Consider the following 22,684-nt stretch of genomic DNA (forward strand, 5'->3'; position numbering starts at 1 on the left):
TCGAGGACGTGTTCTCGATCTCGGGCCGTGGCACGGTGGTGACCGGCCGCGTCGAGCGCGGCGTCGTCAAGGTCGGCGAGGAGCTGGAGATCGTCGGCATCCGTCCGACCACCAAGACGACCTGCACGGGCGTCGAGATGTTCCGCAAGCTGCTCGACCAGGGCCAGGCCGGCGACAACATCGGCGCGCTGCTGCGCGGTGTCGACCGTGAAGGCGTCGAGCGCGGCCAGGTCCTGGCCAAGCCCGGCACCGTCAAGCCGCACAAGAAGTTCGTTGCCGAAGCCTACATCCTGACCAAGGACGAGGGCGGCCGCCACACGCCGTTCTTCACCAACTACCGTCCGCAGTTCTATTTCCGCACGACGGACGTGACCGGCATCGTGTCGCTGCCGGAAGGCACCGAGATGGTGATGCCGGGCGACAACATCACCGTCGATGTCGAGCTGATCGTGCCGATCGCCATGGAAGAGAAGCTGCGCTTCGCCATCCGTGAAGGCGGCCGCACCGTCGGTGCCGGCATCGTCGTCACCATCAAAGAGTAATTTGGACTTAAACCGATCTGTCGCGGGCGCTGCCCGCGCCGCGCCAGAACAAGGAAGTGACGCATGAACGGACAGAATATCCGCATCCGCCTGAAGGCGTTTGATCACCGGGTGCTCGACGCCTCGACACGGGAAATCGTGTCGACCGCCAAGCGCACCGGCGCCAACGTCCGCGGCCCAATTCCGCTGCCGACGCGGATCGAAAAGTTCACGGTCAACCGGTCGCCTCACGTCGACAAGAAGAGCCGCGAGCAGTTCGAGATGCGCACGCACAAGCGTCTGCTCGACATCGTCGACCCGACCCCGCAGACGGTCGATGCTTTGATGAAGCTCGACCTGGCCGCCGGTGTCGACGTCGAGATCAAGCTCTAAGGAACCAGAGGTCAGCGGGGCGACCCGGAACTCTGAAGGAACAAGAGGCGTGGAGGGGCGACAGCCCCGACAGGGAACTCTAAAGGAATTGAACCGATGCGTTCAGGTGTGATTGCAAAGAAGGTGGGAATGACCCGCATCTACAACGATGCCGGGGAACATGTTCCCGTCACTGTTCTCCAGATGGAGAACTGCCAGGTCGTGGCGCAGCGCACGCAGGAGAAGAACGGCTATACCGCCGTCCAGCTCGGCGTTGGCCTTGCCAAGGTGAAGAACACGTCGAAGGCGATGCGCGGCCATTTCGCGTCCGCTTCCGTCGAGCCTAAGGCCAAGGTTGCCGAGTTCCGCGTCTCCGCCGACAACATGATCGATGTCGGCGCCGAGATCACCGTCGAGCATTTCGTCGTCGGCCAGAAGGTCGATGTGACGGGAACCACGATCGGCAAGGGTTTCCAGGGCGTCATCAAGCGGCACCACATGGGTGGCGGCCGCGCCACGCACGGCAACTCGGTGTCGCACCGTACACACGGTTCGACCGGCCAGCGCCAGGATCCGGGCAAGGTGTTCAAGGGCAAGCATATGGCCGGCCACATGGGTGACACCCGCGTCACCACGCAGAATGTCGAGGTCGTCTCGACCGACGCCGATCGTGGCCTGATCCTGATCCGCGGTGCGGTCCCGGGTTCGAAGGGTGCATGGATCCTGGTCCGCGATGCGGCCAAGGTTGCGCTTCCGGCCAATGCGCCGAAGCCCGCCGCGATCCGCGCCGTTGCAACCGATGGTGCCGCCAAGAACGAGGCCCCGGCCACAGAGGGAGCGGAATAATGGACCTCAAGATTACAACGCTTGGCGGCAAGGACGCCGGCAAGCTGAAGCTCTCCGAAGAGATTTTCGGCCTTGATCCGCGCGAGGACATCCTGCAGCGCGTCGTGCGCTGGCAGCTCGCCAAGAAGCAGCAGGGCACGCACAAGGCCAAGGGCCGCGCGGAAATCGCCCGCACCGGCGCCAAGATGTACAAGCAGAAGGGTACCGGCCGCGCCCGTCACCATTCGGCTCGCGCTCCGCAGTTCCGCGGCGGCGGCAAGGCCCACGGCCCGGTCGTGCGCAGCCACGAGCACGATCTGCCGAAGAAGGTGCGTGCGCTCGGTCTCAAGCATGCGCTTTCGGCCAAGGCCAAAAGCGCGTCGATCATCATCATCGACGAGCTGAAGCTGACCGAGGCCAAGACCAAGGCACTGATCGCGAATTTCGCGACGCTGGGCCTGAGCAACGCCCTGGTGATCGGCGGCGCCGAGCTTGACAAGAATTTCAAGCTGGCGGCGACCAACATCCCGAACATCGACGTGCTGCCCATCCAGGGCATCAACGTCTACGACATTCTGCGCCGCGGCACGCTGGTCCTTTCCAAGGCCGCCGTCGAGGCTCTCGAGGAGCGCTTCAAATGACCGACCTTCGTCACTACGACGTGATCGTCTCGCCGGCGATCACCGAAAAGTCGACCATGGCTTCCGAGCAGAACCAGGTCGTCTTCAATGTCGCCAAGAAGGCGTCGAAGCCGGAAATCAAGGCCGCCGTCGAAGCGCTGTTCGGCGTCAAGGTGATGGCTGTGAACACGCTTGTCCGCAAGGGCAAGATCAAGCGCTTCCGCGGCACGATCGGCCGCCAGAGCGACGTCAAGAAGGCGGTTGTGACGCTGGCCGACGGCCAGTCGATCGACGTCGCGACGGGTCTCTGAGCAAGGTCGCGAGGACAGAACAATGGCACTGAAAAAATTCAACCCGGTAACGCCGAGCACCCGTCAGCTGGTCATCGTCGACCGCTCGGGCCTCTACAAGGGCAAGCCCGTCAAGGGCCTGACCGAAGGCCTGACCAAGTCGGGCGGCCGCAACAATTACGGCCGCATCACGGCCCGCTTCATCGGCGGCGGTCACAAGCGCACCTACCGCATCATCGACTTCAAGCGCCGCAAGTTCGACGTCGTCGGTACGGTTGAGCGTATCGAGTACGATCCGAACCGCACCGCCTTCATCGCGCTGATCAAGTACGACGATGGCGAGCTGTCCTACATCATCGCCCCGCAGCGTCTGGCTCCCGGCGACAAGATCGTAGCCGGTGAATCGGTCGACGTGAAGCCGGGCAATGCGATGCCGCTGGCCTCGATGCCGGTCGGCACGATCGTCCATAATATCGAGCTGAAGCCTGGCAAGGGCGCTCAGGTCGCCCGTTCGGCCGGTGGTTATGGCCAGCTCGTCGGCCGCGACCAGGGCATGGCGATCCTGCGCCTCAATTCGGGCGAGCAGCGTGTCGTCCACGGCTCCTGCATGGCCACTGTCGGTGCCGTGTCCAACCCGGACCACGGCAACATCAATGACGGCAAGGCTGGCCGCACCGTGTGGCGTGGCAAACGTCCGCACAATCGCGGCGTGACCATGAACCCGGTCGACCATCCGCATGGCGGCGGCGAAGGCCGCACCTCGGGTGGCCGCCATCCGGTTTCGCCCTGGGGCAAGCCGACCAAGGGCAAGAAGACGCGGTCCAACAAGGCGACCGACAAGTTCATCCTGCGCTCGCGCCATCAGCGCAAGAGCTAAGAAGAGGTAACGCCAAGTGACTCGTTCGATTTGGAAAGGCCCCTTCATCGACGGCTACCTTCTGAAGAAGGTGGACAAGGTTCGTGAAGGTGGTCGCAATGAGGTGATCAAGATGTGGAGCCGCCGCTCCACCATCCTGCCGCAGTTCGTCGGCTTCACCTTCGGTGTCTACAACGGCCAGAAACACGTTCCCGTCTCGGTGAACGAGGACATGGTCGGTCACAAGTTCGGTGAATTCGCTCCGACCCGGACCTATTACGGTCACGGCGCGGATAAGAAGGCGAAGAGGAAATAATCATGGGCAAGGCCAAAGCTCCGCGCAGGCTTGCTGACAACGAAGCGCGCGCCGTGTTGCGCACGATCCGTATCAGCCCGCAGAAGCTGAACCTGGTTGCCGCGCTGATCCGCGGCAAGAAGGTCGCGACAGCGCTTTCCGACCTCGAATTCTCGGCCAAGCGGATTTCCGGCACGGTCAAGAAGACGCTGGAATCGGCGATCGCCAACGCAGAAAACAACCACGACCTCGACGTCGATGCGCTGATCGTGGCGGAAGCCTATGTCGGCAAGTCGATTGTCATGAAGCGGTTCCATGCCCGTGGCCGTGGTCGCGCCAGCCGTATCGAGAAGCCGTTCTCGCACCTCACGATCGTCGTTCGTGAAGTCGAAGAAAAAGGGGAGGCCGCATAATGGGCCAGAAAGTCAATCCGATCGGTCTGCGTCTCGGCATCAACCGCACCTGGGATTCGCGGTGGTTCGCGAACACCGGCGAGTACGGCAAGCTGCTGCACGAGGACATCAAGATCCGCAAATATCTTGAGAAGGAACTCAAGCAGGCTGCGATCTCGAAGGTCGTGATCGAGCGTCCGCACAAGAAGTGCCGCGTCACCATCCATGCGGCGCGTCCGGGCCTGATCATCGGCAAGAAGGGCGCCGACATCGAGAAGCTTCGCAAGAAGCTGATGGAGATGACCAAGTCCGAGACGCATCTGAACATCGTCGAAGTGCGCAAGCCGGAGATCGACGCGACCCTGGTCGCCCAGTCGATCGCCCAGCAGCTCGAGCGCCGCATCGCGTTCCGCCGCGCCATGAAGCGCGCCGTCCAGTCGGCGATGCGCCTCGGTGCCGAAGGCATCCGCATCAACTGCGCCGGTCGTCTCGGCGGCGCGGAGATCGCGCGCATGGAATGGTATCGCGAAGGCCGCGTGCCGCTGCATACGTTGCGCGCCGACGTCGACTACGGCACGGCCGAGGCGAATACGGCCTACGGTATCTGCGGTGTCAAGGTATGGGTGTTCAAGGGCGAAATCCTTGAGCACGACCCGATGGCATCGGAGCGCCGCGCCACCGAGGGCGATCAAGCGCATGGCGGTGGTGGTGAGCGCGAGCGCGGTCGCCGTCGCGAAAACGCGTAAGACAGTCAGGAATTTGGAGTTAGAACGATGCTGCAGCCAAAGCGCACAAAGTTCCGCAAGCAGTTCAAGGGCCGCATCCACGGTACCGCCAAGGGCGGCACCAACCTGGATTTCGGTGGTTTCGGGCTGAAGGCGCTTGAGCCGAACCGCGTCACCGCGCGTGAGATCGAGGCGGCCCGCCGCGCGATCACCCGCGAGATGAAGCGCGCCGGCCGGGTGTGGATCCGTATCTTCCCGGACGTGCCGGTTACGTCGAAGCCGACTGAAGTCCGTATGGGTAAGGGCAAGGGCGCGGTCGACTACTGGGCGGCACGCGTCAAGCCGGGTCGCATCATGTTCGAGATCGACGGCGTCAACGAGGAAACCGCCCGTGAGGCGCTGCGTCTCGGCGCGGCCAAGCTCTCGGTCAGGACGCGCTTCGTACAGCGCATCGCAGAATAAGGACGGGCTGATCATGAAAGCCGAAGACATCCGGACCAAGACCCAGGACCAGCTGACCGACGACCTGGCCAGCCTGAAGAAGGAGCAGTTCAACCTGCGCTTCCAGAAGGCCACCGGCCAGCTTGAGAAGACCGCGCGCGTGAGGCAGGTCCGCAAGGACATTGCGCGTATCAAGACCATCGCTGCGGAAAAGTCCGCGGCCAAGAAGGCTTAAGGACGAAAACCATGCCAAAGCGCATTCTGCAGGGCACCGTCGTCAGCGACAAGAACGAGAAGACGGTTGTCGTCAAGGTCGAACGGCGCTTCACGCATCCCGTGATGAAGAAGACCGTGCGCATGACCAAGAAGTACAAGGCGCACGACGAGAACAACGCCCACAAGGTCGGCGATCAGGTGTTCATCCAGGAATCGAAGCCGATTTCCAAGGACAAGCGCTGGGTCGTGGTGTCTTCGGACCAGGCCTGATCAGGGCCAACGAAACGAATTTTGGACAGACCGGGGAGGGGTGAGAAACCCGTCCCGTTAGAAAAGAAGAAGGCGGCCAGTCATGATTCAGATGCAAACAAACCTCGACGTCGCGGATAATTCCGGCGCCCGTCGTGTCATGTGCATCAAGGTGCTGGGCGGCTCGAAGCGGAAATACGCTTCCGTGGGCGACATCATCGTGGTGTCGATCAAGGAAGCCATCCCGCGCGGCCGCGTCAAGAAGGGCGATGTGATGAAGGCGGTCGTGGTTCGCACGGCCAAGGACATCCGCCGCCCGGACGGCAGCGTGATCCGTTTCGACAAGAACGCAGCCGTTCTCGTCGACAACAAGAAAGAGCCGATCGGCACGCGTATCTTCGGACCGGTTCCGCGCGAACTCCGCGCCAAGAACCACATGAAGATCATCTCGCTCGCGCCTGAAGTGCTGTAAGGAGCCGGACCAATGCAAAAGATTAGAAAAGGCGACAAGGTCGTCGTGCTGGCCGGCAAGGACAAGGGCCGTTCGGGCGAAGTCCTTTCGGTGCAGCCGAAGGACGACACCGCGCTGGTGCGCGGCGTCAACCTGATCCGTCGTCATCAGAAGCAGTCCCAGTCCCAAGAGGGCGGGATCATCACCAAGGAAGCGCCGATCCAGCTGTCGAACATCGCGCTGGCCGACCCCAAGGATGGCAAGCCGACCCGCGTCGGCTTCATCTTCCAGAAGGACGGCAAGAAGGTGCGCGTCGCCAAGCGCTCGGGAGAAGTCATCAATGGCTAAGGCTCAAACCAAGCAGGCAACTGCCCAGAACACGCCGCGCCTCAAGCAGGTCTACAACGAGACCATTCGCAAGGCGCTGCAGGAGCAGTTCGGCTACGAGAACGAGATGCAGGTTCCGCGCATCGACAAGATCGTGTTGAACATGGGCGTCGGCGAGGCGACCGGCGATTCGAAGAAGCCTTCGATCGCGGCCGAAGACCTTGCAATGATCGCCGGCCAGAAGGCCGTTGTCACCCGCGCCCGCAACTCGATCGCCGGCTTCAAGGTCCGCGAGAAGATGCCGATCGGCGCCAAGGTCACGCTGCGCAAGGAACGCATGTACGAGTTCCTCGACCGCCTCGTGAACATCGCACTGCCGCGCGTCCGCGACTTCCGCGGGCTCAACCCGAAGAGCTTCGATGGCCGTGGCAACTATGCCATGGGCATCAAGGAACACATCGTGTTTCCGGAGATCAACTACGACAAGGTTGATCAGATCTGGGGCATGGACGTCATCGTTTGTACGACTGCGAAGACGGACGACGAAGCCAGGGCATTGCTCAAGGCCTTCAACTTCCCCTTCCGCCAGTAACGGCAGCGAGAAAAGGAAAAATCTGAAATGGCAAAGACCAGCTCAGTCGAGAAGAACAACAGGCGCCGCAAGCTTGCGGACCAGTTCGCTGCCAAGCGCAAGGTGCTCAAGGCGATCATCATGGATCAGGCCAAGCCGATGGAAGAGCGCTTCCGCGCTCAGCTGAAGCTTTCGGCGCTGCCGCGCAACTCGGCCAAGACCCGCATCCGCAACCGCTGCGAAGTCACCGGACGTCCGCGTGCCTATTATCGCAAGCTCAAAGTATCGCGTATCGCGCTTCGTGATCTCGGCAATAACGGCCAGATCCCGGGCCTGGTCAAGTCGAGCTGGTAAGGAGGACATAACATGTCATTGAGCGATCCTCTCGGCGATATGCTGACCCGCATCCGCAACGCGTATGGCCGTAAGAAGTCGAGCGTTTCGACGCCGGCTTCGCGCCTGCGCACCCGTGTCCTCGACGTGCTGAAGGCCGAAGGCTATATCCGCGACTACAGCCAGACCGACTTCGACAACGGCAAGTCCGAAATCGAGATCGAGCTGAAGTATTTCGACGGTGCGCCGGTGGTGCGCGAAATCGCCCGGGTCTCGAAGCCCGGCCGCCGCGTCTACGTTTCCGCCAAGTCGATACCACACGTCGCCAACGGCCTCGGCATCGCCATTCTTTCGACGCCGAAGGGTGTGATGGCCGACCACGAAGCGCGCGAACAGAATGTCGGCGGGGAAATCCTCTGCCAGATCTTCTGATCTGGTGTGTGACCCGTTGGAATCCGGCTTTCGGGATCAAGTCCCGAAAACCGAGACCTGAAACAAGAGAAGTGACGAGGACAACAGAATGTCTCGTATTGGAAAGAAACCCGTTTCGCTGCCGCAGGGCGTGACCGCGACCGTCAACGGCCAGACCGTGACGGCGAAGGGTCCGAAGGGCGAGCTGAAGTTCGTGGTGAACGACGAAGTGCTGGTCAAGATGGAAGGCAGCGAGATCGCTGTCCAGCCGCGCGACCAGACCAAGACCGCCCGTTCCAAATGGGGCATGTCGCGCACGCAGATCGTCAACATCCTGCAGGGCGTCAAGGACGGCTTCGAAAAGAAGCTCGAGATCACCGGCGTCGGCTATCGCGCCGCCATGCAAGGCAAGAACCTGCAGCTGGCGCTCGGCTTCAGCCACGACGTTGTCTACGAGACGCCGCAGGGCGTGACGATTTCGGTGCCGAAGCCGACGGAAATCACCGTGACCGGCATCGACAAGCAGCAGGTCGGTCAGGTTGCCGCCGAGATCCGCGAGTACCGCAGCCCCGAGCCCTACAAGGGCAAGGGCGTCCGCTATGCTGGCGAGAAGATCGTCCGCAAGGAAGGCAAGAAGAAGTAATTTTAACGCCGCGGGGAGCGGTCGCGGGAGGCTCGTCCTACCGCATATGGTTGCCCCCGTTTTTTGAAGGCAAGGAACTGATATCATGGGCTCGAAAGAATCCACCCAACGCCGCGCTCAGCGCGTCCGCCGCCAGATCAAAAAGGTTGCCGGCGATCGTCCGCGTTTGTCGGTCCATCGCACGTCGAAGAACATCTATGTCCAGGTGATCGACGACACCAAGGGCCACACCATCGCGGCTGCTTCGACGCTTGAGAAGGAGCTCAAGGGCTCGCTCAAGACCGGCGCCGACACCGCGGCCGCAGCTGCCATCGGCAAGCTGATCGCCGAGCGTGCCTCGAAGGCCGGCATCAAGGAAGTCGTCTTCGACCGGGGCGCCTACATCTACCACGGCCGCGTCAAGGCGCTTGCCGAGGCTGCACGTGAAGGTGGTCTGAGCTTCTAAAAACGAAATTTGCCCCGGCGACCCACAGAGGCCGCCGGATATCATCATCAACCGTGCTTCCGGAAAAAAACAAGGAACAGGATATGGCACAGGAACGTAGGGATGGCGGCCGCGGCCGTGATCGCGAAGAACGCGACGACGGCATGGTCGACAAGCTCGTCCACATCAACCGTGTCGCCAAGGTCGTCAAGGGCGGCCGGCGCTTCGGCTTTGCAGCACTCGTTGTCGTCGGCGACCAGAAGGGCCGCGTCGGCTTCGGGCACGGCAAGGCGCGTGAAGTGCCGGAGGCGATCCGCAAGGCGACCGAATCGGCCAAGCGCGACATGATCTTCGTGCCGTTGCGCTCGGGCCGCACGCTGCACCATGACGTCGAGGGACGCTGGGGAGCGGGACGTGTCCTGCTGCGCGCCGCCAAGCAAGGTACGGGCATCATCGCCGGCGGCCCGATGCGCGCCGTATTCGAGACGCTCGGCATGCATGACGTGGTCGCCAAGTCGATGGGTTCTTCGAACCCCTACAACATGGTTCGCGCCACTTTCGACGCGCTGAAGAGCCAGATGCATCCGAAGGATGTGGCTGCCGCGCGCGGCATCAAGTATTCGACCCTTCAGGCCCGCCGCGGCACCGCCGTTGCGGCTGAAGAATAGTCGACGCTGACCAGGGATCTGACCATGGCCAAGAAAGCAACCAAGACCATCACCGTCGAGCAGATCGGTTCACCGATCCGCCGGCCGAAGGAGCAGCGCGCAACGCTGGTCGGCCTCGGCCTCAACAAGATGCACAAGCAGCGCACGCTGGAGGATACGCCCTCCGTGCGCGGCATGATCGCTGCCGTCCAGCATCTCGTCCGCGTCGTGGACGAGGGCTGAGCCAGAGCGCAGGAGAATCCAGATGAAACTCAATGATCTGCGTGACAAGGACGGCGCGACGCATTCCAAGAAGCGTCTCGGCCGTGGCATCGGTTCCGGTTCGGGCAAGACCGCCGGTCGCGGCGTCAAGGGCCAGAAGGCGCGCTCCGGTGTCGCCGTCAACGGCTTCGAGGGTGGCCAGATGCCGCTCTACCGGCGTCTGCCGAAGCGCGGCTTCAACAATATCTTCGCCAAGAGCTTCACTGTCGTGTCGCTGGCCCGCATCCAGGCGGCGCTCGATGCCAAGAAGCTTGACGCTAAGACAGTTGTGACGGCCGAGGCGCTGGTTGCGGCCGGCGTCATCCGTCGCGTCAAGGACGGCGTGCGCATCCTTTCGGACGGCGACATCAAGGCCAAGCTTGCCTTCGACGTGGCCGGAGCCTCCAAGGCCGCGATCGAGAAGATCGAAGAGGCCGGCGGCTCGGTGAAACTGCCTGAGCAGGCAGCCGCCGAGTAACGGCAATTTGAAGCACGTTCGGCAAAGGCGGAATTCGGTTTTGCCTGCGGTCGTGCTTTGATCCGACAGATGTGGCGGCCGCATCAACGCGGCCGCTTGCATGTTTGCAGTCCGGAGCTTATCTCGTGAGCTTCGGTGACACGCGCCGCCTGAGCTGCGGGCATCGAGCGTGACCAAGCGGAGAATCAGGCATGGCTTCGGCTGCTGAACAACTAGCCTCGAATCTGAATTTTTCGGCCTTCGCCAAAGCCGAGGATTTGAAGAAGCGCATCTGGTTCACCATCGGCGCGCTGCTCGTCTACCGTCTTGGCACCTACATCCCGCTGCCCGGCATCAATCCCGACGCTTTCGCCCAGGCCTTCTCGTCGCAGAGCAAGGGCGTGCTCGGCATGTTCAACATGTTCGCCGGCGGCGCCGTGCAGCGCATGGCGATCTTTGCCCTTGGCATTATGCCCTATATCTCCGCTTCCATCATTATGCAGCTGATGACCTCGGTCATTCCGTCGCTGGAAGCGCTGAAGAAGGAAGGCGAGCAGGGCCGCAAGATCATCAACCAGTACACGCGCTACGGCACAGTGCTTCTGGCGCTGGTCCAGGCGTACGGCATTTCGGTCGGGCTTGAGGGCGGCAATGGCATCGTCAACGATCCCGGCATGTTCTTCCGCATCTCTACCGTCGTCACGCTGGTCGGCGGCACCATGTTCCTGATGTGGCTTGGCGAGCAGATCACCGCCCGCGGCATCGGCAACGGCATTTCGCTGATCATCTTCTCCGGCATCGTCGCCGGCCTGCCGCGCGCCATCTCCGGCACGCTGGAGCTTGGCCGCACCGGCGCCTTGTCGACCGGCCTGATCCTAGCGATCATCGTGCTCGCCATCATCGTCATCGCGCTGATCGTCTTCTTCGAGCGCGCCCAGCGCCGCCTGCTGATCCAGTATCCCAAGCGCCAGGTTGGCAATCGCATGTTCCAGGGCGATACCTCGCATCTGCCGCTGAAGCTCAACACGTCCGGCGTCATTCCGCCGATCTTCGCCTCGTCGCTGCTGCTGCTGCCTGCGACCGTCGCCGGCTTCTCGCAGACCACCAATATGCCTGCATGGGCTAGCACCATCCTGGCGGCGCTCGGCCACGGCCAGCCGCTTTATATGGCCTTCTACGCGGCGATGATCGTGTTCTTCGCCTTCTTCTATACGGCGATCGTCTTCAATCCGAAGGACACCGCCGACCAGCTCAAGAAGCATTCTGGTTTCATCCCGGGCTATCGTCCGGGCGAGCGCACTGCGGACTATATCGACTATGTGCTCACCCGCATCACCGTCGTCGGCGCCATTTATCTGGTGCTGGTGTGTCTGCTGCCCGAGTTCCTGATTTCAGCGACTGGCGTACCGTTCTACCTTGGTGGCACTTCGCTCCTGATCGTGGTCAGTGTAACGCTCGATACGGTGGCGCAGATTCAGGGTCACCTGATCGCGCACCAGTATGAGGGCCTGATCAAGAAGTCGAAGCTGCGCGGGGGGAAAAAGGCCAGATGAGGTTGATATTGCTTGGACCGCCGGGGGCGGGCAAGGGGACACAAGCACAGAGACTGGTAGAACGACACGGCATCCCACAGCTTTCCACGGGGGACATGCTGCGTGCTGCTGTTCAGGCCGGCACCGAAGTCGGCAAGCGCGCCAAGGCGGTGATGGACGCTGGCGAACTGGTGTCCGACGCTATCGTCAATGCCATCGTGGCCGAGCGCATCGATCAAGCTGATTGCGCAAACGGTTTCATCCTTGACGGGTATCCGCGAACTCTGGTGCAAGCGGACGCCGTTGAGGAAATGCTGTCGGATCGCGGACTGGAGCTAGACGCGGTCATCGAATTTGTCGTCGACGACAAGGCGCTGGTTGGCCGAATCGTCAAGCGCGCCGAAGAAGCCAAGGCCGCAGGCCTGCCAGTGCGCAAGGACGACAGTCCAGCGGTGTTCGAAGAACGCTTGAGGGAATATTACAAGAAAACCTCGCCGCTGATCGGCTACTACTATGCCAAGGGCAAACTTAGGGGCGTCGATGGCATGGCCGACATCGATGCGGTGACGCAGCAGATCGAGGCGGTGCTCAGGGCGACGACCCGGCAGGTTGGCCGAGCGGCCGGCTAGAGAATCGAACGATTGCGCTTGACTGGAGCGGCCCGCTGGGGTATGGCGGCCCGTCTTCCTATCAGGCATGAGGCTTGCTTGTCCGCAAGGGCAAGGCAGGCCGCTTTGAACTGGAAACTCCCGCAAGGGCCGGCCTCCACCGGACGCGGGGCAACTTGAAGCGCCGGCTCGCCCGGCCTACATGGAGAAGAGAAGAACATGGCTCGTATAGCCGGCGTCAACATTCCGACCAACAAGCGCGTCGTCATCGCGCTTCAATACATTCACGGCATTGGCAAGAAGTTCGCCCAGGAGATCGTCGACAAGGTCGGCATCCCGGCCGAGCGTCGCGTCAACCAGCTGACCGACGCGGAAGTGCTGCAGATCCGCGAGACCATCGACCGCGACTATCAGGTCGAGGGCGACCTGCGCCGCGAAGTGTCGATGAACATCAAGCGACTCATGGACCTCGGCTGCTACCGCGGCCTGCGTCACCGCCGCTCGCTGCCGGTTCGTGGCCAGCGCACGCATACCAATGCGCGCACCCGCAAGGGCCCAGCCAAGTCGATTGCCGGAAAGAAGAAGTAATTTAGGGCAGTAAGGGAGTAGGGCAGTAAGGCAATAGGAACGGCAGACATACTGCCCTACTGCCATATTCCCCTACTGCCTTCTCCCTGGTGGAGCCGCTGGCATTACGGCGGTGTAGAGATCAACTGAAAGGACCATCATGGCCAAGGAAGCCACTCGTGTTCGCCGTCGCGAACGCAAGAACATCTCGTCGGGCGTTGCCCATGTCAATTCGACCTTCAACAACACGATGATCACCATCACCGACGCGCAGGGTAACTCGATTGCCTGGTCGTCGGCTGGAGCCCAGGGCTTCAAGGGATCGCGCAAGTCGACCCCGTTCGCTGCCCAGATGGCCGCCGAAGATGTTGCCAAGAAGGCCCAAGAACACGGCATGCGCATGCTCGAGGTCGAGGTCTGTGGACCCGGCTCCGGTCGTGAATCGGCGCTGCGCGCGCTGCAGGCCGCCGGCTTCACCATCACCTCGATCCGTGATGTGACGCCGATCCCGCACAATGGTTGCCGCCCGCGCAAGAAGCGCCGCGTCTAAAGAATTTACCGAACGCCGCGCGAGCGCCTCAAGGGCGCTCCTCCACGGCATTCCAGGTCGCCCGCCACGATTGGATGGTGGCGGGACAACGGAAGGAAAGCACTATGATCCAGAAAAATTGGCAAGAACTGATCAAGCCGAACAAGATCGAGTTCTCGTCGAAGAAGAAGACGCTGACCACGCTCGTCGCCGAGCCGCTCGAGCGCGGCTTCGGCCTCACCCTCGGCAACGCGCTGCGCCGCGTGCTTCTATCTTCGCTGCGTGGCGCGGCTGTGACCGCCGTGCAGATCGACGGCGTTCTGCATGAATTCTCGTCCATCGCCGGCGTCCGCGAGGACGTGACCGACATCGTCTTGAATATCAAGGAAATCGCCATCCGCATGGAAGGCGACGGCCCCAAGCGCATGGTCGTACGCAAGCAGGGACCGGGTGCGGTTCTCGCCGGCGACATCCAGACGGTTGGCGACGTCGAGATCCTTAATCCCGACCACGTCATCTGTACGCTGGACGAGGGCGCTGAAATCCGCATGGAATTCACCGTCGACACCGGCAAGGGCTATGTGCCGGCCGACCGCAACCGCGCCGAGGACGCGCCGATCGGGCTGATCCCCGTCGACAGCCTGTATTCGCCGGTCAAGAAGGTCTCCTATAAGGTCGAGAACACCCGCGAGGGCCAGGTTCTCGACTATGACAAGCTGACCATGACCATCGAGACCGATGGTTCGATCTCGGGCGAGGACGCAGTGGCCTTCGCCGCTCGCATCCTGCAGGACCAGCTCGGCCTGTTCGTCAATTTCGACGAGCCGCAGAAGGAAGTCGCCGCCGAGCAGGTTACCGAGCTTGCCTTCAACCCGGCGCTGCTCAAGAAGGTCGACGAGCTCGAGCTTTCCGTGCGCTCTGCCAACTGCCTGAAGAACGACAACATCGTCTACATCGGCGACCTGATCCAGAAGACCGAAGCCGAGATGCTGCGCACCCCGAACTTCGGCCGCAAGTCGCTGAACGAGATCAAGGAAGTCCTGGCGGCGATGGGCCTGCATCTCGGCATGGAAGTGCCGGACTGGCCGCCGGAAAACATCGAAGACCTCGCCAAGCGTTACGAAGATCAATATTAAGCATGATCCCGAACCGAAGGTCAGCGCAGCAAAAAGTTGCAGACTTTTCGGACAAGATCATGCGGCTAACCAACTGGGGCTCAGGCCTCTTGAAACCGCAATGAAGGAGAAGAGCCATGCGCCACGGATTTAAAGGCCGCCGGTTCGCCCGCAGCATAAGCCATCGCAAGTCGATGTTTGCCAACCTTGCCGTGTCGCTTATCGAGCACGAGCAGATCCTCACCACGCTACCGAAGGCGAAGGATTTGCGTCCGATCGTCGAGAAGTTGGTGACGCTCGGCAAGCGCGGCGACCTGCACGCCCGCCGCCAGGTTATTGCCCAGATCGGCAATGAAGGCGTCGTCAAGCGCCTGTTCGATACCATCGCGCCACGTTATGCCACCCGCAACGGCGGCTATCTGCGCATCATGAAGGCCGGCTTCCGCCACGGTGATAACGCGGCAATGGCGGTTATCGAGTTCGTCGACCGCGACACCTCGGCCAAGGGCGCCGGCGACCGTGCCCGCATCGAGGCTGAAGGCACCGAAGAGGAAGCCGCGGCCGCATAAGGCTCGGCTTTCCTGAGAAGTTCAAAAGGGGCCTCCGGGCCCCTTTTTCTGTTTCCGAAGGTAAACGGGCAGGGCTGGTAGGGGTTTGGTCACCGGTTTTTGCGGCGACTACCCAAAATAATCGGATTTCAGCGGCTTAGCCTTTCATTTTGCACAATCGTCAGGACAATTGCGCCCGACTTGGAGGATTCGGAATGCGCGTTAAACGGCTGTCCATTGTTCTGATCTGCGCCTTGATGGCGTTGGCCCTCGTGCCGGCGGCCAGGCACGCGCTGGCGGAGGAGACCAAGCCAGATCCTGGTCTGTCCGACGTGCTGACCGATCTGTTGCATGGCGTCGAAGGCGAAAACGCCACCTCCGGCCCCGACAAGCGCGTGCCGTTCGGCCGCGAGGAGGTGCAGCTGTCCTTTGCGCCGCTGGTCAAGCAGACGGCGCCGGCTGTAGTCAATGTCTACGCCTCGCAGACCGCCAAGGTGGCGTCACCCTTCGACGGCGATCCGTTCTTCGAGGAGTTCTTCGGCCGCTCGCAGCCGCGCGCGCAGTCGTCGCTCGGTTCGGGGGTACTGGTCGATCCGACCGGCGTCGTGGTGACCAATTTCCATGTCGTCAAGGACGCCGACCAGGTCAAGGTCGCGACCGCCGACGGGCGCGAATTCGACAGTAAGGTGCTGCTCAAGGATGAGACGCTCGACCTCGCCGTGCTCAAGATTTCTTCCGACAAGCCGTTCCCGGTGATCGCCATCGGCGATTCCGACGCGCTCGAGGTTGGCGACCTGGTGCTGGCGATCGGCAATCCATTCGGGGTCGGCCAGACCACCACCAGCGGCATCATTTCGGCGGTGGCGCGCAGCCATATCGGCGTCTCCGATTCCAGCTTCTTCATCCAGACCGACGCGGCCATCAATCCCGGCAATTCCGGCGGCGCGCTGGTCAACATGGGAGGGCAGCTGATCGGCATCAACACGGCGATCTACAGCCGTAGCGGCGGCTCGATCGGCATCGGCTTTGCCATCCCTTCGAACATGGTCCGCGCTTTCGCCGATGCGGCCAAGGCCGGGCTCGACTTCTTCGAGCGGCCGTATGCCGGTGCCGAGTTCGAGGCGGTGACGCCGCAGATTGCGGAATCGCTTGGCATGGACAAACCGACCGGTGCGCTGGTTTCTTCAGTCGAAGAGGCGGGACCCGCGGCCAAGGCAGGGCTCAAGCCTGGCGACGTAGTGCTGTCGCTCAACGGCAAGCCGGTCGAGAGCGTCGGGGCGCTGGACTACCGGATGGCGACGCTGTCGATTGGTACGAACGCCAGCTTCGGCGTTCTGAGCAAGGGTCAGCAGGCGACGATGGACATCGCTCTGGAACGACCGCCCGAAGGCGCCAAAGCTGCGGAACTCACATTGCGCGGCCGCAGCCCGTTTTCCGGCGCCAAGGTTGCTGAACTGTCGCCACGGCTTGCCCAACGGCTCGGTCTGCGCACCGATGTCAAAGGCGTAACCGTGGTCGACATCAACCGCGATTCGCCCGCTGCCGATTTTGGATTCCAGCCGGGCGACATCGTGCGTGAGGTCAATGGCCTGACGATCGACAAGGCGGCGACCCTGGAACAGGTAGCCCAGCAGGATACGCGCTGGTGGCGCTTTACCGTCGAGCGCGGCGGGCAGATACTGCGCCAGGTGTTGCGTTACTGAGCCCGACCGTCAGCATGATCGGGCTCCAGGCAGAAGAAGTTGCATGGCCGATCTGTTCAGTGTCGATGAACCGGAAAAGACGCCGCCCGGCAGGCCGCTGGCGGACCGTCTGCGCCCGAAGAACCTTGGCGAGGTCGTCGGCCAGGAGCACCTGACCGGACCCGACGGCGCGCTGACGCGGCTGATCGGCTCCGGCTCGCTCGGTTCGATGATTTTCTGGGGCCCGCCCGGCACCGGCAAGACAACGGTCGCACGGCTGCTTGCCGGAGAGACAAGCCTCGTCTTCGAACAGATTTCGGCCGTGTTTTCCGGCGTTGCCGACCTGAAGAAAGTGTTCGAGGCAGCTAAGCTGCGCCGCTCGAACGGCCGCCAGACACTGCTGTTCGTCGATGAGATCCATCGCTTCAACCGCGCTCAGCAGGACAGTTTTCTGCCGGTGATGGAAGACGGCACCGTCGTGCTGGTCGGCGCCACCACCGAGAACCCGTCCTTCGAGCTTAACGCCGCGCTTTTGTCGCGCGCGCGCGTGCTGGTCTTTCACTCGCTCGGCGAGGACAGCATCGCCAAGCTGCTGGCGCGGGCCGAGCAGGCAGAGGGCAGGGCGCTGCCGCTCGATGAAGACGCGCGGGCGATGCTCATCCGCATGAGCGACGGCGACGGCCGCGCGGCGCTGACGCTCGCCGAAGAGGTCTGGCGCGCAGCGAAATCAAAGGAGGTGTTCGGCGCCGAAGCTCTGCAGCGCATCGTCCAGCGCCGCGCGCCGATCTACGATAAGGGCCAGGACGGCCATTATAATTTGATCTCCGCCTTGCACAAATCGGTGCGCGGCTCCGACCCCGACGCGGCACTCTACTATCTGGCCCGCATGTTCGACGCCGGCGAAGATCCGCTTTATCTCGGGCGCCGGTTGGTGCGCATGGCGATGGAGGATATCGGGCTGGCCGACCCGCAGGCGCTCGTCGTCGCTAACGCCGCCAAGGACGCCTACGACTATCTGGGCTCGCCCGAGGGCGAACTGGCCTTCGCCGAGGCGACCGTCTATCTCGCCACCGCGCCGAAATCCAATGCAGTCTATACCGCGTTCAAGGCCGCCACACAGGCGGCGAAGGAATTCGGTTCGCTGCTGCCGCCCAAACACATTCTCAATGCGCCGACCAAGCTGATGAAACAGGAAGATTACGGCGCCGGCTATCGCTACGACCACGACCAGCCCGACGCTTTTTCCGGCCAGGACTATTTTCCGGAGAAGATGGGAAGGCAGACATTCTACGACCCGCCCGAGCGCGGCTTCGAGCGCGATATCAGGAAGCGGCTGGATTATTGGGCGAAGCTGCGCAGCGAGCGGGAAAAGTAGCTGCCAGTCGCACAGTGGCGTGATCGCCGTTGTCTGGCGTGACAAAAAACCCTATCAAGATGCGCCTTCGGCCGGCGGACAGGCCAGAAACGTACCGACGATATTCAGAATGGAATCGCGCCTGGCGCGTGGAAAAATGACAAAAAAATCTCGCAAGACCCTTCGGAAGTTCGCCATAGCGATCCCGCTGCTGGCGCTCGGCTTTTATTTCATTCCCATCCTGATGACAATTTTCATTGTCCTCGGTCTGATCGACGTGTTGCGCAACGACAACAAGAACTGGGCCCTGTTCAGTGGTTATTTCCTCGGCAACGGCATCTTCACCTGGCTGCTTTCGCCCTTCAATCTGCTGGTCGATCTGCTGTGCTACAGAAACCGGGGTGTCTGGAAACTGGACCAGTTTCCTCCGGACTATCAACGCGAGGTCAACGAGGTCCTGGACGTCTTCAAAGCGCGCAAGGACGAGATCATCGCCGATATCGATGCCAATTTCGGCAGCGGCCGGCGCGGCATGTATGTCTATCAGTGGTATGGCAAGCATAAAATCGACAACGTTGCCGAATTCAACAAGGATTTCAAATACATCAAGACCATCGCCGTGTCGGTGTTCAGGGGCAAGGAATCGACCTCCTGGCATTTCGGACCGCTGCGGCTCAGCCTACGCATTCTCTACAATCTTCTCCCGGTGAAGGCCGAGGTTTTCGTCGAGTGCAACAACGCCAGGAACTACTGGCACGACAATCCGCTCTATATTTTCGACGACACGCTGCTGCACCGCTCGGTCAACGAATATGAGGGGCGCCGCTACTGTGTGTTCATGGACATCATTCGCCCGTCGCCGTTTCCCGGTCTGATCTCGACACTCCTGGCCATCGTTTCGGTCAGCGTCGAGCGCATCAATGCCATGTTCTACAAAAACTGGAAGATGATCGCCTCCAGCAAGCCGAAGAAGGCCGGAGCCGCCTGACACCGTGGTGTGACTGGCGTGAGGGAGCACGATGTATCATCTGTTGCTTGTCTGCCTTGGTGGCGCGATCGGCGCAATGGCCCGCTTCTTCTTGTCCGGCTTCGTCGCCCGCCGGGTTGGCGAGACCTTTCCCTGGGGCACGATGGTGGTTAACGTCTCGGGAGCGTTTGCAATCGGTGTCGTTGCGCATGCGGTGGCGCGCGACGGCATGCCCGCCATCTGGGCCTTTGCCGTCACCGGCGGCCTCGGCTGCTACACCACGGTGTCTTCCTTCAGCCTGCAGACGCTGGCGCTGGCGCGCGAGGGCGAATGGCTGCGCGCCGGCGGAAATGTGCTGCTTTCGGTTTTCCTGAGCCTCGGCGGCGTGACGCTGGGCTTTGCCGCGGGAAGTCTTCTGATTGGCAGCGGGGCGCCGTGAGCGGCCCGCGGAAGCTCCGCCACGACGGGACGGAGACTGCCGCGGCCGGGCATGGCGGACGCCTCATTGGTTGGCGCAGAACCTCCGAAACGGTTCGGCTCTATGCGACCGTGGCCGCGGGCAGCATGATCGGCGGTGTGCTGCGGGCGCTTGCCTCATCGACGAGCACTGCCCTGTGGGGCGCTGGATTTCCCTTCGGCACACTCCTCGTCAACATTGTCGGCTCATTCCTCATCGGCTTCTACGCGACATTGACGGGACCGGATGGACGCGTCTTCGCCGGTCCGCTGCAGCGCCAGTTCTTCATGGCCGGCTTCTGTGGCGGCCTGACGACCTTCTCGGCCTTCAGCCTTGAAACGCTCACCCTCGCGCAAGGCGGGAGGCTTCTGGCGGCTGGACTCAATATCGCGATCTCCGTGGTGGCCTGGCTTGCCGCCGTCTGGCTTGGCTACATCTTTGCAGTTCGCCTCAACCGGCTGAGAGGGTCCAGGCAATGAAGATACCAACGCAGGCGCAATTGCTGCGCATATTTATCGGCGAAAACGACAAGGCAGATGGCCGTCCGCTGTATGAGGTTATCGTGCTGAGGGCCCGCGAAATGCAGATCGCCGGCGCGACAGTCCTGCGGGGCGCGATGGGGTTCGGCCATTCCAGCCGGCTTCACACCACGAAGATCCTCCGCCTATCGGAGGATCTGCCCCTCGTCATCGAGATCGTCGATGACGAGGAAAAATTGGCCGCTTTCCTGCCCGTTCTTGAAACAATCATGACAAGTGGCTTGATTACGCTGGAGAAAGTTCAGGTTCTGCAATATGGAACCGACAACGAATAACCGAGTGAGATTGCGGGTGCCGGCGAATGCCGTTGCATGCCCGCAAAACGGCGATTGGAATCATGGCAGGCGTTGAACAGATCACAGTGGACGCCGGCGAGGCGGGCATGCGGCTCGACCGTTGGTTCAAGAGCCATTTCCCCGGTCTCGGTTTCGGTCATCTGCAGAAGCTGCTGCGTTCCGGCCAGATCCGCATCGACGGCGGCAGGGTGAAGGCCGATACCCGCGTCGAAGCCGGCCAGACGGTGCGTGTCCCGCCGCTCGAAGTCGACAAGAAAGGCGAAAGCCCGCTGACCGGCCATTCGATACGCAACCAGGGCGACGCCGATGTCCTGGCCAAGATGCTGATCCATGAGGACCCGAAGGTCTTCGTCTTCAACAAGCCGGCCGGCCTGGCGGTGCAAGGCGGCTCCGGGGTCACCCGCAATGTCGACGACATGCTGGAAGCCTGGCGCAACCAGAAGGGCGAGAAGCCGCGTCTGGTGCACCGGCTCGACCGCGACACGTCGGGTGTTCTGGTTGTCGCCCGTACAAGGCTCGCCGCCATGAAGCTCGCCGAAGCGTTCCGGGCGCGTGAGACGAAGAAAACCTACTGGGCGCTGGTCAAGGGTGTGCCGCCGAAGCGCGAGGACAAGATCTCGACCTGGTTGATCAAGGAACCGACGCCCGACGGCGATCGCGTGCGCATCGCCAAGCATGGCGAAAAGGGCGCCGACCACGCCGTGTCCTACTACCGTATCATCGAGCAGGCTGCACAGACGATGACCTGGCTGGAGATGGAGCCGTATACCGGCCGCACCCACCAGCTTCGTGTCCATGCCGCGCATATCGGCTGCCCGATCATCGGTGACCCCAAATATTTCGAGGCCGACACCAATTGGGATTTTCCCGGGGGCATGCAGAACCGCCTGCATCTGCACGCCCGCCGCATCGTCATCCCGCATCCCGACAAGGGGTTTGTCGACGTCACCGCGCCGATGCCGCCGCACATGCGCCAGAGCTGGAACCTGATCGGCTTCGACGACGCAAGCGCAGAGGATTAAATGAGCGAGGGCGTAAACCATGGATGAAGCGTCGCTCGTTCGTCAGTTGGTGAACTGGTTGCCATTCATCCTGATTCTCGTCGTCTGGTTCGCTTATATACGCCGCGTTGCAACCCGGCAGGGGTCGATGGCCGAAATCGGCCGTGAGAACACCGAAGCGGTAAGGCAGAATACCGAAGTGCTGAAGGCGCTGCTCGCGAAGCTGGAAAGCCAGTCCAAGCAATGACCGCAGCAACCGCAATGGACCGCCGCAGTTCCGTTGACGCTGCCGCCGCCGCCATCATGGTTGGGCTGACTTTTTCCTGGGGGCTGAACTACGTCGCGGCCAAGATCTCCTATGCCGGCTACGATCCCGTTTTCCTGTCGATCGCCCGCTCGGTGATCGGCGGCCTGTGTGTTTTCGGCTGGTGCCGCTGGCGCGGCATCGCGCTGTTCACGCCCGACAAGACCCTCGTCGCCGGCATTCTGGCAGGCGCACTTTTCGGTCTCGAGTTCCTGTTTCTGTATGTCGGGCTCGAGCACACCACCGTCGTGCGCAACACCTTGCTGGTCAACACCATGCCGTTCTGGATGTTGGTCGGCGGCCATTTCCTGCTGGGCGAAAGCATCACGGCACGCAAGCTCGTTGGTCTTCTGCTCGCTTTCGCCGGACTGGTCGCGGTGTTTTCCGACAAACTGAGCGCCAATGGCGGCGCAACATTGAGCGGCGATTTGCTCAGTCTCGGCGCCGGCATTCTGTGGGCCGTGACCAATATCGTCATCAAGCGGTCGAAGCTGGTCACGGCCAGCGCCGAAAAGCTGCTGCTCTATCAACTAGCCGGGGCCGCCGTCGTCGGGATTTTGGTGATGCCTTTTGCCGGCCCCCCAGTCCGCAGCTTTGCCGTTCTGCCGACCTTGGCTCTGTTGTTCCAGGCCGTCTACGTCGTCGCGTTCACCTATGTTCTGTGGTTCTGGCTGCTCCGGCGCTACCCTGCATCTGGACTGTCGAGCTTCACCTTCCTGTCGCCGGTGTTCGGTGTGCTCTGCGGCGCCGTCTTCTTGAACGAGCCGTTGACCGTTCGTATCTTCCTGGCACTCGGCCTCATCGCCGCCGGTCTTATCATCGTCAACCGGCCGGCCCGAAAACAAGCCCTCGGATGAG

At 62.0% G+C, this 22,684-nt stretch carries 37 protein-coding genes; all 37 read left to right on the forward strand.

What is annotated here, in order from left to right:
- A partial coding sequence (locus NKH17_RS27095) for an EF-Tu C-terminal domain-related protein (protein ID WP_352972801.1) occupies window positions 1-542 on the forward strand: 542 nt, incomplete at its 5' end.
- 63 nt (window positions 543-605) lie between these two features.
- Window positions 606-914 (forward strand): 30S ribosomal protein S10, encoded by a 309-nt coding sequence (rpsJ, locus tag NKH17_RS27100; RefSeq protein WP_006205468.1) that lies wholly within the window; start codon window positions 606-608, stop codon window positions 912-914.
- 96 nt (window positions 915-1,010) lie between these two features.
- Window positions 1,011-1,739 (forward strand): 50S ribosomal protein L3, encoded by a 729-nt coding sequence (gene rplC / locus NKH17_RS27105; RefSeq protein ID WP_254817149.1) that lies wholly within the window; start codon window positions 1,011-1,013, stop codon window positions 1,737-1,739.
- Window positions 1,739-2,359 carry a 50S ribosomal protein L4 gene (gene rplD / locus NKH17_RS27110; protein ID WP_023675140.1) on the forward strand — a complete coding sequence of 207 codons (621 nt, stop codon included), beginning with the start codon at window positions 1,739-1,741 and terminating at the stop codon, window positions 2,357-2,359. Before rplC ends, rplD begins: the two co-directional genes overlap by 1 nt.
- The gene (locus NKH17_RS27115; protein ID WP_006205465.1) at window positions 2,356-2,649 is read left to right on the forward strand and encodes a 50S ribosomal protein L23; all 294 of its coding nucleotides are present in this window, start codon (window positions 2,356-2,358) and stop codon (window positions 2,647-2,649) included. Before rplD ends, NKH17_RS27115 begins: the two co-directional genes overlap by 4 nt.
- A 22-nt stretch (window positions 2,650-2,671) precedes the next feature.
- A complete protein-coding gene (gene rplB / locus NKH17_RS27120; protein ID WP_023675138.1) occupies window positions 2,672-3,505 on the forward strand; it encodes a 50S ribosomal protein L2 in 834 nt (277 codons plus the stop codon).
- Between the two features lie 16 nt (window positions 3,506-3,521).
- Window positions 3,522-3,800, forward strand: coding sequence for a 30S ribosomal protein S19 (rpsS, locus tag NKH17_RS27125; RefSeq protein ID WP_006205463.1), 279 nt, complete (start codon window positions 3,522-3,524; stop codon window positions 3,798-3,800).
- 2 nt (window positions 3,801-3,802) lie between these two features.
- Window positions 3,803-4,192: a 50S ribosomal protein L22 gene (gene rplV, locus NKH17_RS27130; protein WP_006205462.1), complete on the forward strand. Its 390-nt coding sequence runs from the start codon at window positions 3,803-3,805 to the stop codon at window positions 4,190-4,192.
- Entirely contained in the window at window positions 4,192-4,917 is a 726-nt protein-coding gene (gene rpsC, locus NKH17_RS27135; RefSeq protein WP_352898775.1) for a 30S ribosomal protein S3, read from the forward strand. Before rplV ends, rpsC begins: the two co-directional genes overlap by 1 nt.
- A 27-nt stretch (window positions 4,918-4,944) precedes the next feature.
- The gene (gene rplP / locus NKH17_RS27140) at window positions 4,945-5,358 is read left to right on the forward strand and encodes a 50S ribosomal protein L16 (protein WP_006205460.1); all 414 of its coding nucleotides are present in this window, start codon (window positions 4,945-4,947) and stop codon (window positions 5,356-5,358) included.
- 13 nt (window positions 5,359-5,371) lie between these two features.
- A complete protein-coding gene (rpmC, locus tag NKH17_RS27145) occupies window positions 5,372-5,572 on the forward strand; it encodes a 50S ribosomal protein L29 (protein WP_006205459.1) in 201 nt (66 codons plus the stop codon).
- Between the two features lie 11 nt (window positions 5,573-5,583).
- On the forward strand, window positions 5,584-5,823 hold the full coding sequence (gene rpsQ / locus NKH17_RS27150; protein WP_023675136.1) for a 30S ribosomal protein S17: 240 nt from the start codon (window positions 5,584-5,586) through the stop codon (window positions 5,821-5,823).
- Window positions 5,824-5,905: 82 nt separating this feature from the next.
- Window positions 5,906-6,274: a 50S ribosomal protein L14 gene (gene rplN, locus NKH17_RS27155; RefSeq protein ID WP_006205457.1), complete on the forward strand. Its 369-nt coding sequence runs from the start codon at window positions 5,906-5,908 to the stop codon at window positions 6,272-6,274.
- A 12-nt stretch (window positions 6,275-6,286) separates the two neighbouring features.
- Window positions 6,287-6,601 (forward strand): 50S ribosomal protein L24, encoded by a 315-nt coding sequence (gene rplX, locus NKH17_RS27160; protein WP_254817150.1) that lies wholly within the window; start codon window positions 6,287-6,289, stop codon window positions 6,599-6,601.
- Window positions 6,594-7,172 (forward strand): 50S ribosomal protein L5, encoded by a 579-nt coding sequence (gene rplE, locus NKH17_RS27165; RefSeq protein ID WP_008875670.1) that lies wholly within the window; start codon window positions 6,594-6,596, stop codon window positions 7,170-7,172. The genes rplX and rplE overlap by 8 nt, the downstream gene beginning before the upstream one ends.
- 27 nt (window positions 7,173-7,199) lie before the next feature.
- Window positions 7,200-7,505, forward strand: coding sequence for a 30S ribosomal protein S14 (gene rpsN / locus NKH17_RS27170; protein WP_352478780.1), 306 nt, complete (start codon window positions 7,200-7,202; stop codon window positions 7,503-7,505).
- Between the two features lie 12 nt (window positions 7,506-7,517).
- Window positions 7,518-7,916 (forward strand): 30S ribosomal protein S8, encoded by a 399-nt coding sequence (gene rpsH / locus NKH17_RS27175; RefSeq protein WP_006205453.1) that lies wholly within the window; start codon window positions 7,518-7,520, stop codon window positions 7,914-7,916.
- Between the two features lie 88 nt (window positions 7,917-8,004).
- The gene (gene rplF / locus NKH17_RS27180) at window positions 8,005-8,538 is read left to right on the forward strand and encodes a 50S ribosomal protein L6 (protein ID WP_023675133.1); all 534 of its coding nucleotides are present in this window, start codon (window positions 8,005-8,007) and stop codon (window positions 8,536-8,538) included.
- Window positions 8,539-8,623: 85 nt separating this feature from the next.
- Window positions 8,624-8,983, forward strand: coding sequence for a 50S ribosomal protein L18 (gene rplR, locus NKH17_RS27185; protein ID WP_352478782.1), 360 nt, complete (start codon window positions 8,624-8,626; stop codon window positions 8,981-8,983).
- An 83-nt stretch (window positions 8,984-9,066) separates the two neighbouring features.
- Window positions 9,067-9,630 carry a 30S ribosomal protein S5 gene (gene rpsE, locus NKH17_RS27190; RefSeq protein WP_006333394.1) on the forward strand — a complete coding sequence of 188 codons (564 nt, stop codon included), beginning with the start codon at window positions 9,067-9,069 and terminating at the stop codon, window positions 9,628-9,630.
- A 24-nt stretch (window positions 9,631-9,654) separates the two neighbouring features.
- A complete protein-coding gene (gene rpmD / locus NKH17_RS27195) occupies window positions 9,655-9,852 on the forward strand; it encodes a 50S ribosomal protein L30 (RefSeq protein ID WP_006205449.1) in 198 nt (65 codons plus the stop codon).
- Between the two features lie 22 nt (window positions 9,853-9,874).
- Entirely contained in the window at window positions 9,875-10,348 is a 474-nt protein-coding gene (gene rplO, locus NKH17_RS27200) for a 50S ribosomal protein L15 (protein WP_352478784.1), read from the forward strand.
- Between the two features lie 191 nt (window positions 10,349-10,539).
- On the forward strand, window positions 10,540-11,880 hold the full coding sequence (gene secY / locus NKH17_RS27205) for a preprotein translocase subunit SecY (protein ID WP_023675130.1): 1,341 nt from the start codon (window positions 10,540-10,542) through the stop codon (window positions 11,878-11,880).
- The gene (locus tag NKH17_RS27210) at window positions 11,877-12,488 is read left to right on the forward strand and encodes an adenylate kinase (RefSeq protein WP_352478786.1); all 612 of its coding nucleotides are present in this window, start codon (window positions 11,877-11,879) and stop codon (window positions 12,486-12,488) included. The genes secY and NKH17_RS27210 overlap by 4 nt, the downstream gene beginning before the upstream one ends.
- A 198-nt stretch (window positions 12,489-12,686) precedes the next feature.
- Window positions 12,687-13,055 (forward strand): 30S ribosomal protein S13, encoded by a 369-nt coding sequence (gene rpsM / locus NKH17_RS27215; RefSeq protein ID WP_006205445.1) that lies wholly within the window; start codon window positions 12,687-12,689, stop codon window positions 13,053-13,055.
- Window positions 13,056-13,194: 139 nt separating this feature from the next.
- Window positions 13,195-13,584 carry a 30S ribosomal protein S11 gene (rpsK, locus tag NKH17_RS27220; protein ID WP_023799279.1) on the forward strand — a complete coding sequence of 130 codons (390 nt, stop codon included), beginning with the start codon at window positions 13,195-13,197 and terminating at the stop codon, window positions 13,582-13,584.
- A gap of 104 nt (window positions 13,585-13,688) precedes the next feature.
- Window positions 13,689-14,699, forward strand: coding sequence for a DNA-directed RNA polymerase subunit alpha (locus NKH17_RS27225; RefSeq protein ID WP_023675128.1), 1,011 nt, complete (start codon window positions 13,689-13,691; stop codon window positions 14,697-14,699).
- 116 nt (window positions 14,700-14,815) lie between these two features.
- Window positions 14,816-15,247 carry a 50S ribosomal protein L17 gene (gene rplQ / locus NKH17_RS27230; RefSeq protein WP_023675127.1) on the forward strand — a complete coding sequence of 144 codons (432 nt, stop codon included), beginning with the start codon at window positions 14,816-14,818 and terminating at the stop codon, window positions 15,245-15,247.
- Between the two features lie 194 nt (window positions 15,248-15,441).
- Window positions 15,442-16,929 carry a DegQ family serine endoprotease gene (locus tag NKH17_RS27235; protein ID WP_352806844.1) on the forward strand — a complete coding sequence of 496 codons (1,488 nt, stop codon included), beginning with the start codon at window positions 15,442-15,444 and terminating at the stop codon, window positions 16,927-16,929.
- A 43-nt stretch (window positions 16,930-16,972) separates the two neighbouring features.
- Window positions 16,973-18,283 carry a replication-associated recombination protein A gene (locus tag NKH17_RS27240; RefSeq protein WP_352806841.1) on the forward strand — a complete coding sequence of 437 codons (1,311 nt, stop codon included), beginning with the start codon at window positions 16,973-16,975 and terminating at the stop codon, window positions 18,281-18,283.
- Between the two features lie 136 nt (window positions 18,284-18,419).
- Window positions 18,420-19,250 carry an aspartyl/asparaginyl beta-hydroxylase domain-containing protein gene (locus NKH17_RS27245; protein WP_352898783.1) on the forward strand — a complete coding sequence of 277 codons (831 nt, stop codon included), beginning with the start codon at window positions 18,420-18,422 and terminating at the stop codon, window positions 19,248-19,250.
- A 31-nt stretch (window positions 19,251-19,281) separates the two neighbouring features.
- The gene (gene crcB / locus NKH17_RS27250) at window positions 19,282-19,668 is read left to right on the forward strand and encodes a fluoride efflux transporter CrcB (RefSeq protein WP_352806837.1); all 387 of its coding nucleotides are present in this window, start codon (window positions 19,282-19,284) and stop codon (window positions 19,666-19,668) included.
- A 125-nt stretch (window positions 19,669-19,793) separates the two neighbouring features.
- Window positions 19,794-20,165: a CrcB family protein gene (locus NKH17_RS27255; protein WP_352801814.1), complete on the forward strand. Its 372-nt coding sequence runs from the start codon at window positions 19,794-19,796 to the stop codon at window positions 20,163-20,165.
- A complete protein-coding gene (locus NKH17_RS27260; protein WP_254817158.1) occupies window positions 20,162-20,500 on the forward strand; it encodes a DUF190 domain-containing protein in 339 nt (112 codons plus the stop codon). Before NKH17_RS27255 ends, NKH17_RS27260 begins: the two co-directional genes overlap by 4 nt.
- A gap of 62 nt (window positions 20,501-20,562) precedes the next feature.
- On the forward strand, window positions 20,563-21,543 hold the full coding sequence (locus NKH17_RS27265) for an RluA family pseudouridine synthase (protein ID WP_352801477.1): 981 nt from the start codon (window positions 20,563-20,565) through the stop codon (window positions 21,541-21,543).
- A gap of 19 nt (window positions 21,544-21,562) precedes the next feature.
- Entirely contained in the window at window positions 21,563-21,769 is a 207-nt protein-coding gene (locus NKH17_RS27270; RefSeq protein ID WP_254817160.1) for a hypothetical protein, read from the forward strand.
- On the forward strand, window positions 21,766-22,683 hold the full coding sequence (locus NKH17_RS27275) for a DMT family transporter (protein WP_352898787.1): 918 nt from the start codon (window positions 21,766-21,768) through the stop codon (window positions 22,681-22,683). Before NKH17_RS27270 ends, NKH17_RS27275 begins: the two co-directional genes overlap by 4 nt.
- Window position 22,684 lies beyond the last annotated feature (1 nt).

The sequence above is a fragment of the Mesorhizobium sp. M1334 genome, from assembly GCF_040317995.1.
Taxonomy (GTDB): domain Bacteria; phylum Pseudomonadota; class Alphaproteobacteria; order Rhizobiales; family Rhizobiaceae; genus Mesorhizobium.